This window comes from Desulfovibrio sp. ZJ369, from assembly GCF_011039085.1.
In the GTDB taxonomy this organism is placed as follows: Bacteria; Desulfobacterota; Desulfovibrionia; order Desulfovibrionales; family Desulfovibrionaceae; genus Desulfovibrio.
The window spans coordinates 1-10,415 of record NZ_JAAKEI010000057.1 but is presented as its reverse complement, the minus strand read 5'-3'; the positions used below and the strand labels follow the sequence as shown (position 1 = coordinate 10,415).

9 protein-coding genes and 1 pseudogene are annotated in these 10,415 nt (G+C 57.0%); all 10 read right to left on the bottom strand.

Annotated features, from left to right (window positions below; all coding sequences use genetic code 11):
* A partial coding sequence (locus tag G7Y51_RS12220) for a zincin-like metallopeptidase domain-containing protein (protein ID WP_165177884.1) occupies positions 1 to 1,733 on the bottom strand: 1,733 nt, incomplete at its 3' end.
* Positions 1,720 to 1,908, bottom strand: coding sequence for a hypothetical protein (locus G7Y51_RS12215; RefSeq protein WP_165177872.1), 189 nt, complete (start codon positions 1,906 to 1,908; stop codon positions 1,720 to 1,722). The genes G7Y51_RS12220 and G7Y51_RS12215, both read right to left, overlap by 14 nt.
* Entirely contained in the window at positions 1,901 to 2,440 is a 540-nt protein-coding gene (gene traF / locus G7Y51_RS12210) for a conjugative transfer signal peptidase TraF (protein ID WP_165177882.1), read from the bottom strand. The genes G7Y51_RS12215 and traF overlap by 8 nt, the downstream gene beginning before the upstream one ends.
* The gene (locus G7Y51_RS12205) at positions 2,437 to 4,425 is read right to left on the bottom strand and encodes a type IV secretory system conjugative DNA transfer family protein (RefSeq protein ID WP_165177880.1); all 1,989 of its coding nucleotides are present in this window, start codon (positions 4,423 to 4,425) and stop codon (positions 2,437 to 2,439) included. Before G7Y51_RS12205 ends, traF begins: the two co-directional genes overlap by 4 nt.
* A gap of 32 nt (positions 4,426 to 4,457) precedes the next feature.
* On the bottom strand, positions 4,458 to 5,675 hold the full coding sequence (locus G7Y51_RS12200) for a TrbI/VirB10 family protein (protein ID WP_241160248.1): 1,218 nt from the start codon (positions 5,673 to 5,675) through the stop codon (positions 4,458 to 4,460).
* Positions 5,672 to 6,592 (bottom strand): P-type conjugative transfer protein TrbG, encoded by a 921-nt coding sequence (gene trbG, locus G7Y51_RS12195; protein ID WP_165177878.1) that lies wholly within the window; start codon positions 6,590 to 6,592, stop codon positions 5,672 to 5,674. The genes G7Y51_RS12200 and trbG overlap by 4 nt, the downstream gene beginning before the upstream one ends.
* Positions 6,593 to 6,601: 9 nt before the next feature.
* Positions 6,602 to 7,342, bottom strand: a complete 741-nt coding sequence (locus G7Y51_RS12190; protein ID WP_165177876.1) for a type IV secretion system protein — start codon at positions 7,340 to 7,342, stop codon at positions 6,602 to 6,604.
* 365 nt (positions 7,343 to 7,707) lie between these two features.
* Complete coding sequence (gene trbL / locus G7Y51_RS12185; RefSeq protein ID WP_241160247.1) at positions 7,708 to 9,096, bottom strand: P-type conjugative transfer protein TrbL; 1,389 nt, start codon at positions 9,094 to 9,096, stop codon at positions 7,708 to 7,710.
* A 60-nt stretch (positions 9,097 to 9,156) separates the two neighbouring features.
* Entirely contained in the window at positions 9,157 to 9,954 is a 798-nt protein-coding gene (gene trbJ, locus G7Y51_RS12180) for a P-type conjugative transfer protein TrbJ (RefSeq protein WP_165177874.1), read from the bottom strand.
* A gap of 17 nt (positions 9,955 to 9,971) precedes the next feature.
* A pseudogene (locus G7Y51_RS12175) lies at positions 9,972 to 10,415 on the bottom strand (conjugal transfer protein TrbE); the annotation flags it as partial.

Below are 10,415 nucleotides of genomic sequence, written 5' to 3'. Positions count from 1 at the left end.
GCGCCGATCAGATGAAAATTGCCTTTTTTCCCAATGCCCGTGGCAAGACCCTTCCGGCCATCCGGCGCGATGGCCTGGAATCCCCGCAACTCGCCGTGGATGTTCCGCAGAGGAACAATCAGGTTCCCCTGATCTTCCTTGAGGCCAAAGGCTTCCACGCCTTTTTTCTCCAGATAGGGAGACGAGACGGCTGGACTGAAGCTCTCCCACATGCTCTGGCAGCGTTGGGCGGCAGCATCCTGCTCCCTGATCCGTTCCGCTTCCGCCGTCTGAAGCCGCGCGGCCCGTTCCTGTTGCTGCCGTTCCCGTTCCGCCGGCGAAAGCACAACGCCCGTGGCCACAAGCGTCACCTTTTCGCCGGTGACATGGTTTTGCGCCCACCCGGCGGGAATGCCGTCGCCGTGAAGGCAATACGCTCCATCCACGCCCCTGCCGCTTTTGGCGAGCAGAGGGACGCGGTGCAGCTTGCCGTCCAGTTCCGGGAGCCGGCCCTTGAGGTCCAGGCCCAGATCCGTCAGTTTGCGGGCAAACTCTTCCTGGGGAGAGAGATTTTCCGCCGGCGCGGCGGCACTGGCACTGGCGAAAGCATGTTCCAGCGGCGTCAGGAAACGCCGCAGAGGCTCAAGATTCGTGCCTTGCGGCGCGTACCACCGTTTTTGCCTGCCATCCCAGCGGGCTCCCAGGGACTTGGCGGCCTCCTTGTCTTTGTAGGCCACATGGAGATAGGTTTTGGCCGGCGCAGGATCCAAAACCGGCGCGCCGGCAGGCGCGGCCATGCTGGCGGCCTCTTGCCCGCGTTCCACACTCTGCTCACGAGTCTTTTCCTTCTGCATTTCCAACCCCAGAACATAGTCGCGGATCTGCTCCGCATCCCGGCAGGCACGCATGATTTCCAGCGGATCTTCCCTGAGCGCCTGTACCCAGGACTTCACATAGGCCGCATGTTGGCCGGGTTCATGACCCACACCAATGTCTTGTCCGACCATCCACGAACTGATTTCCGCGCGCAGTTCTTCCTTGGCATAGGCTTTGGAGCCCCTGGGGCCGAACTCGCGGTTCATGCGCGTGGGCGCGCCCGTCCAGTGCCCAAGCTCGTGCAGGGCCGTGGCATAGTATTTGTCGGCCTGATCAAAACTGCCCTTGGGTGGAAGATGAATGCTATCAGACAGGAGGGAGTAGAAGGCCCGATCATGCTGATCATGCTTGATGACAGCGCCGGAATTGGTCAGGACAGCTTCAGCCTTTTCCTGGGGATTCCAGGCAAAGGCCTTCTCTTGCGCCGGGATCGGAGGGAAGTTTTCCACCTGCTGCGCATTGAAAACGCGCGCCATGCGCAGAATGGGCCGCTCAAGCGCGACAGTTTCCTTCAGGGGCTTGCCGTCATCGCCCAGGACCGGCTGACCATTTTCATCCAATCGATCCTGTTCTTTGACAAACTGGTAATAGACCACGGTTGTGGAGCGGCTGCCCGGCTTGATGCGATAACCGGCCTCATTGGCCTGCTTGAGCGTCATCCAGCGCGGATCCTCATAGCCGGATACCGCGCCGGACATGGCCAGATGCAGCCGGTTCACGCCCCTGTAGACAGTGCCGGAAAGCGGATTGCGCGGCGCGAGATTTTCCGCCGGATGCCACGGCTTCTGCCAGGGAGCCGTGCCCTCTTCCAGCATTTTGATGACCTTTTCGGCGAATGCCACATGGAACGGGATCCGCTCTTTTTTATCCCTGGTCATCTTCTTCTCCTTCAGTCGTGAGAAGGGGGGCGTCCAGCACATCCTGAAGCGTCAGGGCCTGTTCCGCGAATGCTCCCATGCCTTCCGCCATTTCAGGATCCAGCGGCACGGCCAGGCCGTCCTGAGCCTGGTTGAAAGCGTCCGCGGCCACAGCGTTTACTTCGTCCTTATTCATGGTGTTCTCCTTGAGTGAAGGTGAAAACGGGCTCTACCCTGGCCATGCGCGCCAGAGGCACGAGCCCGAAAAAACGACTGTCAAAGCTGCCCGGATGCTCGGCCAGCACCAGGGCCATGCCCGCAGGGATCCCGCCGGATCGCAGCGAGCCTGCCGGCAAGGGACGGCCCATGCTGTCGCGATCCCGAGCCGGCGCGGGCCAAAAGCGGCCCGGCCCGGTGACGGGCACGATTTTCATGCCGTCAGGCGTCACATCCACGGCATCCCCCGGCAAGCCGGCCAGACGTTTGAGCAGGGGACGCAGGCCGGAGGGGCAGGAGCCTGATTCAAGATAGCCGCGCTCCCTGGCCTCAGGCGTCCAGACGGCAGACTCCAGGCAAAAGGCGACGAGATCGCCGCGCTCCGGAGCGCCGGGCGCAATGCGGTAAATGCCTTTGGGCAGGGATGGCGTGGGGTTGCAACGGAAGCCCGCGCCATACAGCAGCAACAGCAGCAGGGAGAAAGCGGCAAAAAAGACTGAAAATGCCTTCATCCCCGATCCTCCAGAAAGCTCTCGAAGGTGGCGGGACGGACTTGCGCCGGCACATCCGGCTTTTTTTCCTCCCGGGGCTTTTCCACCGGAGAAAACCATTCCGCAGGGCGGGGAAAGTACAGCGAATCCGTGATGCCGTCGGGGTACTTTTCAGAAAGGCCAGGCGCGGGCATTTTGGAGCGCCGCGAAAATGTGGGATCTTTGAAATAGAGGATCTGCATCCCGTAAACAGGATACTGGCCGGCAGTGAAGATCAGCATATGGCCGGGTTTTGTGACCTTGCCCTCACTGTCTTTTTCCGCGCCGGGCAGGCGCGAGCATTCATCCGGCGTCAGCAGGGGCCGGGCCGTTTCCGCCATGTTGATGGAGCGGGAACGCCCGGCCTTGCCGATGGAGATGGAGGTTTTCTTTTCCACCACCGTGGTCTTGCCCGTCATTCTGGAAAGCAGCTCCGCCGTGTCCGGATCATTGGGCGCATAGGCAATGCGCACATGGCAGTTGGCCATAAGGGCATTGTCTTTGCCGTATGCCTCGTTGAGCTGCTTTATGTTCTGGACGATGATGTACAGTTTGCCGCCATAACCGGCGATGTAGGCAATGGCTTTCTCCAGAATGGGGAGCTTGCCCAGGCTGGTAAGTTCGTCCAGCATCAGCAGCAGCCGATGCAGATAGCCCGCCTTGCTCGCGCCGTCGGCAAATTCCATCCTGGCGCAGACGCGGCGGATAATCAGATCCAGCAGAAGGCGCATCAGCGGACGCACCCGGTCTATGCCGTCCGGCGGCGTCACCAGATAGAGGTCCACGGGCTTTTCATCGTGCATCAGATCATGGATGTGAAAATCCGAGCGGGCCGTGTTGATATTGATGATCGGATCGCGGTAGATGGCCATATTGACCAGGGCCGACGACAGGACGCCGGAGGCCTCGTTGTCCGCCTTGGAGGCCATTTCCCGCGCGGAACTGGCAATGAAGATATGGCAGGCGTCCCCCACGCGCGCGTCGGCGTCCGGAGCGAACTCGTTGAACAGCATTGCGTGATCCGTGCCCATCATTTCGTCCAGCAGCTCGGCAGAGCTGCGATCGGGATCGGACATCATGATGGTCAGTTCCTGAAGCGTGGGCATACGGCCCTCCTTGTGCCGCACCATGACGCAGCAATGCAGGATCAGGCCGGAGAAAAAGGCAAAGGCCGCCTTGGTCCAGTGATCCGCCAGGCCTTTGCCGTCAGGGTCCACCAGCATGAGCGCCATGTTTTGCACGTCTTGCACGGCTTCCAGTTGCGTCAGGCGGACTTCATCCAAAGGATTGAAGGCGCAGCCGGAACCGGACGCGTCCGCGGGCGCGAAGCGCAGCGTCGTATGCCCCTGAGACTTGCGCCAGCCGGAGGTCAGCGCCCAATTCTCGCCCTTGATGTCCAGGGTCAGGCTGGATCCCGGCCAGGATAGCAGCGTGGGCAGGATCAGGCCCACGCCTTTGCCCGAACGTGTGGGCGCGAAGCAGAGAATATGTTCCGGGCCGTTGTGCCGGAGATAGCGCAGGACATTCCCCCTGGCGTCAAACCAGCCGCCCACATAGACGCCCTTGCCGTCGAAATAGCCCATGCGTTCGATCTCGTTTTTCCGAGCCCAACGCGCCGAGCCGTGAAGGCTCTTGTTGCCTTTCAGCCGCCGCAGGGCCAGCGCGCAAAGCACGGTAAGCAGCAGGGGCAGGATGAAAAAGGCCTGGCCGACCGTCATGGCATTGTCCATGACCGACGGGGCAATGCCCTCCCAGGTGAAGATGCTCCAGGGCGCATACATCGGGATGCCGAAAAGGGTAAACCACGGCTGCCCCAGAGCCGGCTGAAATCCATAATCCGAGGCCGCCTTCAGCGTGGCCATGCCCATGCCCAGGAGCGCCAGCGCCGGCAGCAGGGGCAGCAACCACCAGGGAGCGGCTTTGCGCCCGGGTCTTGATTCCTGAAGGCCGTATTCCTGTTGCGCCATGATTCTCTCCAACAAAAACGCGCGACCGGGGATCAATGCCGCCAGCGGGTATAGGGTTCCTTGAAAATCACGTCCCTGGTCACGACAATGTTGAACTGATAGCCGGGCCGGATCTCCAGCGTGGGCTTGATGCTCAGATTGCGCTGGAGCAGCGTCGTGGTGGTCTGGCCAAGCTGTTGGGCCAGAGAAGCCGTCATTTCATCGGTCATGCGCGTCCCGTTCTCGGTTTCCGTACTGTCGTTGACGCCATCCAAGGCATAGGCCATGCCGCCGGAAACCAGCGACATCATCAGCGCCGAGCCGAAAATGCGCATGTAGTGATTGTTGACGTCGTCATGGAAGCCGGCCATGCCGGCCATGTCCGCGCCGGGCATGGCTCCAAGGGAGATGGAGGAACCATCCGGAAAGATCAGGCGGTTCCAGGCGATCAGCACGCGCTCCTGGCCGTAGACAATGCGGGAGTCATAGACGCCGTAAATTTTGGCGCCCTGGGGAATGAGCAGGTTTTGCCCGGTGGCGGAGTCAAAGACGTGCCGGGAAACCTGGGCGATCATGTTGCCGGGCAGATCCGAATTGACGCCCGTCAGCATGATGCCCGGAATGACCGCGCCGGTCTTCAGCTCCAGCGGCATGCCCGGCGTGCGCTGTTCCCGGAGCTGCCAGGACGTGTCCTTGCGCGCGCGATCCAAAAAGGCTTCCTTGTCCCGATCAGCGGCCGGGTCATAGTAGTTGTCGCTTCCGGCTGAGGCCGTGGCGGAAACGGCATTTTGGCCGCCAGACGGCGCGGAGCCGGTTGCGGGCGCGGCAGGAGATACGGAAGCCGTGTTGGGGCTGCTCACACGTTTGGCGACCAGGGGCGCGGAAAGCGCGCTCATATACGCCTGCGTTTTGACGCGGCGAACATTTTCCGCCTGTTGATCCGGCTTTTCCTCACGCTGGACAACCACCAGGGGTTCCGGCTTGGCCGGTTCCGGCGGAGCCAGCACGCCGCTTGTCCTGTCTTTTTTGGGATCAAGCGCCAGGCCGCTCCCTTCCACCAGCCAGACCGGCTTTTCCTCTTCGCTCACAGCCGCTTTTTTGACCTCTTCCTCCTTTTTTTTGTTGGGATCGTGCATGAAGCTCACGCTGTAAATCAGCGCCGCAAGCAGGAGCACGAGCACAGCCAGCAGCACATAGAGCGGCCAGCGGCCCATCCGCGCCACAAGCGGCGCGGGCGACATGACAAGAGCATTGGGAGATTCGTCGCTCATTGCGCCTTCCTGATGATCCGCACTTCTTCCTTTCTGGAGCCCACGCCCAGCAGAAGGGAGATGTCGTCAAACAGACCGTCCACAATCATGTTCCTGCCGTCCACGCGGTAATTGACCAGGACGTTTTCGCCGCCCTTCCGCGCCAGGAGCACGGGCATTTCCGTGCTTTTCCGGGGCAGGTGGATATAGATTTTCTGGCCGTCGTCAAAAACGCGCTCAGGCTTCCAGGATGCCTTGCCTTTCACCTCGAAATTGAAATTCAGGCCGGAAATATCGACGTCCCTGCCGTCGATCCTGGCCGTATTGCGCTGGACTTCCTGCTCTCTGGCGGCTTTCTCTTCCGCAAGCCGGAGTTTCATGGCGTCGGCGTAGACAAAGCCCACATACGGCGTATGTCCGGAGCGCCGGGAAATAAGCCGCAGATGATAAATGCGGCGATCTGTGGTGATCACGGCGCTTGTTTCCAGCCCGGCGTCCACGGGCTTGATGAAGAGGTGCGTGGTGTTGCCGGCAGTGCCCGTTTCCACCATCCAGCGCGCCGAATCGCCTACGATCACCTCATTGACCTTCTCCCCGGGCTGGAGTTCCACGTCGCAGACCTGCATGGGGCTGGCCAGGATGGTGGGCAGGGACGCGCCGTGCACATAAACAAGCTTGCCGGAGTGCGAGAGCACCGGAGCCGGGCCGCGTCCGGCCCAATCACGGGTCAGGGTAAGGGACTGCCGTTCGCGCTTGCTCAGCGGCACGGTGTCATTGCTGAGAAAGTCCGGAGGCGTGTTCAGAAAATCGGCCGGCAACGGCGGCGCTGAGGCCGGGTCGGCAGCAGCGGACGACGAGCCCCCGGAAGGGGCCGCGCCCGCAACGACTCCAGGGAGAAAGCAGCATATCAGCAGCAGGGAAACAACAATCCTTTTCATGGGGAACTCCTATTGTGCCTTTGCCGAAGAAGCGGCAGGCGCGGCAGTTTTGAATACGCGGCTCGCCGTAAGGCTGGTGATGTACACGCCACCGGGATTGCGCAACAGCACGGCTTCAGACGTGGGCGGGTTGATCTGGACACTGACCGTGGCCTCATAGGTATGGCTTTCCAGAGCCACGCCCGTATGCGCACGGGTTGTCTCCGTCCACTCCACCCGGTAGGAATTGGCGCTTACCGGCAAAGGCAGGCTTTTGATCGCCACATGGACCAGCTTGCCGGACTTGGCAATTTCATACGGATTGTTGGTTGTGAACCATTCCTTGAGCACGCCCTTGGCGCTGCCCGCCACGAAATAGCTGAGACGCTGGATCATCTGCTTTTGCAGCTCAATGTCCGCTGTGACTGTGCGCCAGTCTGCGATGCAGGCCGCGATTTCAGCCTGGATCAAACGCAAGGGCGCGGCGCTGGCCTGATCCGCGCGAGCCGCCACGGCAGCCTTGCCCAGCTTGTCCACTTCGATGATGTATGGGATGGCCTTGACCTGGTTCGCCTGAATGACGTTGGCCGTAATAGAGCCGCCCAGGAGCAGCAAGGCAATGAATGCTGTCATGCGCCATTGCGCCGCGCGGCTGATGTACGAGCCGTAGCGCTCCAGCCATTCCTGACGGGCGTTGAGATAGGGGTTATGGCCCTCAGAGGGCTTGGAACCCACGATTCCAGAGTTGGCTTTTTTGGCGAAAATGCTCATGATAGGTATCCTTGGTCTTGAGCTGTTAGCAGGCGACCTGATTGTAAATAATAAAAAATGTTAAAATTGATGTAATCATAAACAAAATTAATCCACATAATTTAATATAATTTTGCATATTATCTTCAGTGTCTTTATTGTTATCCTTATAAAGTAAGCGAAATAAAAAAATCGAAGGAATAATAAGAATAAAAAAACCCCCAATATAAATTTTTCTCTCCAGCATGATATACCCATAAAGAAAGGACAAAAGGATAATGAGGGACCCTGCCCAACCCATTACATAACAAAACATTCCTATGCTAAAAGATGAAGAAAGTTTTCGGGATCTCTGTTTAAGCGAAGCCTTTTTCGTACTCATGGGGTTAATCCTTCTTGAGGCGTGCGGCCTCAATCCGTTCCCGCAGCGATGAAGCGACACTGCCCTGGCGCTGGCCTCTGTTGTGCATGGCTTCACGGCTGGCGTTCCAGAGATTGCCGGCTGTGCCCTTAAGCATGCCGCCCATGCCCTGAGCGCCTTCCGCTTTGGCAAGCTGGGCGGCCCGGCCAATGTTGGCCATGCCGGAGCTGGCGGCCATGCCCGCGCCCATCATGCCGGCACCCATTGCCGCGACTGTGGAAGTAAGAGCATTGCCCGTGCTGACGTGTGAGCCCTGGATGATCCCGGCCACCACGTCCGGCAGGGTTTTGACAAGGCAGTAGAAAATGACGCAAAAGGAAATTGTGACGCCGATCTGAGCCCAATCCATATCCTCAGCAACTTTCAGCTTCCTGATGAAATCAATACCGACTCCAATGACAAGCTGCATAACCATCAGCTTGAAAGCCACGGCAAAAACATAGCGCAATGTATTTATGGCATAATCTCTAAGAAATGAGGTGGCTCCAAGACCAAGAAGAATGGATGAAGCACACATTGCTACAATGCATTCGCATTTGATGAGAATCATTTGTAACGTAATAAGTGTGAAGCAAAACAAAATTGCCATCCCTGCCAGGATATAAGCCAGGGACTTTGCTGGCTCATAAAACGCCATTTGTTTGAAAATATCTTTTGCCAATGAAAGGCCAACAGTAAACGGTTCATCAGAAGCATCCGTGATGGTTGTTGCTTCACCAGCTATTGATTTTAGTCCATTAATGACATTCCACGTCCATGTATGATAATTGTTGATAACAGCGAGAAAGAAGCCGGCAGCCAGCAGCACAAAACAAAAATTTTTGATTGTCTCGCGCACATCAGAAGTGCCAAGAACCATTTTTACGCCAAGAAAGGCGACCTCTAGAACTGCGCACCAGTAAAATACTATTTTTGCATATTTCAGCATGACGCTTTCATATTTTGCCAATCCATCATGGAATGTTTTTACTATTGATGATACTGATAGATCGCTTCCTCCTTGCACCTCAGCATAAACAGTGCTAGAATAAAGAAATATTGAAAAACAAAGGAGAACCCCTATGAGAAGAATTTTTTCTATGATTTTCATATCAGCATTTTTATTCTTCATGGCACAACCTGCATTCTCTTTTGATTTAACTGGTTGGTGGAGTAGAGAGAACAAAGTTCCAAACTCTCCTGAACTGATGAAAATAACAAAAGAACGCTTTTCTGGCATTAAATATTCCATTATTTCGTCTTCTTCAGATGAAATAAAAATTTCCATCGACAATGGAGGCCCAACAATAATAGAATATTTAGGCAATGATAAAATTTCAATTACGACTGTTAATAAAAGTGTATTGATATACAAATGCATCAGTAGAGATACAAATCTCTCTCGTAACGATGCTGAAAAACTTACCAAGCATCCTTAAAAAGGATCCGGATACGATTTTGTATCCAGCTTATCCAAGTTTTTTATCATCTGCCGATGTAATTCCTGCCCCATCTGACTTTCCTTCTCGGCCTTTTCCTGGCTCGCCAGATCCGATTGAACCTTTGTCGCAATGAGTTCACGGAGCTGGCGGGCCTCTTGTATTTGCAGAGCCGCAAGCTGATTGCCGGCCATGAGCGCCTTTTGCTGACCGTCCGGGCTGGAAAGCAGCTCATTCATATAAGCTTCCAGCTCGGCGGACTCTTCCAGATCCTTGAGCTGCTGGCCTGAAAGCTGAAACGTCGCCCTGGTGGAATCGTCCACGCGGCGGCTCCAACTGTCCCAGCTTGTGCGGTACGTCATGCCGCCCTGGGAGAGCATGTTTCTGGGCATGTTGGCCAGTTTTTTCAGTTCGGCTTGCGCCTGGTACAGACCATCAAAGACATTGCCCAGACCCGCAACATCATTGCGCATGGTATTCAGCGCATTGGTGATTCGCGCGACCTTGGAGAGCTCCGAAGAAATCTTTCTGATGATGTTCGCCGGCAGCATGACGGTGTTTTGCACCATGTTGGTGTATTGCTCGATGTTCTGTTGCACCATCTGAAGTTGCGCGGCAGTTTGCTGAATGGCTTCATCGTATTCCTTGAGCAAGGTTGTGAGCTGCTCAAGGCTGGTGGCCTTTTCAATGGCCTGGGTCACTCTGTCGCTGCAATTTGTGCAATACACTGTGTACGCGGCACTGGCATTCGCCGCAGAGAGCGTAATAATGAGAGCGCATAACAGGATTTTCATTCTTTTTCTCCTTGGAGTCAGGCGACGTTGCGCTCTTTGAGCCAGATCCAGGGCCACTCTTTCCCATATTGGCTTTTAAGAGCCTTGATCCGGGCAATGCTTTCCTTGTCGGAAACGCCGGTGAAGGACAGGGCAACCGGCCCCAGGCCGAGCTGAAAGAGCCGCCGGCCCGAGGGATTGACCATGTAATAATCCCGCTTGGGGGTGGCGTTGGCCAGAATCCCGATCTGGCGGTCATTGAGTCCGCAACTGCGGTAGAAGGCGTATTCGTCGTCGTTGCGGGCCTGCCTGTTGGGCAGATAGATAACTGTCGGGCAGGACGTGAGGATCACGTCCATGATGCCGCTGTTTTTGGCGTCCGAGAGGTTCTGCGTGGCCAGGATCACGCCGCAGTTGGCCTTGCGCAGCACCTTGAACCACTCGCGTATTTTGTCGCGGAAGACGGGGTGCCCAAGCATGAC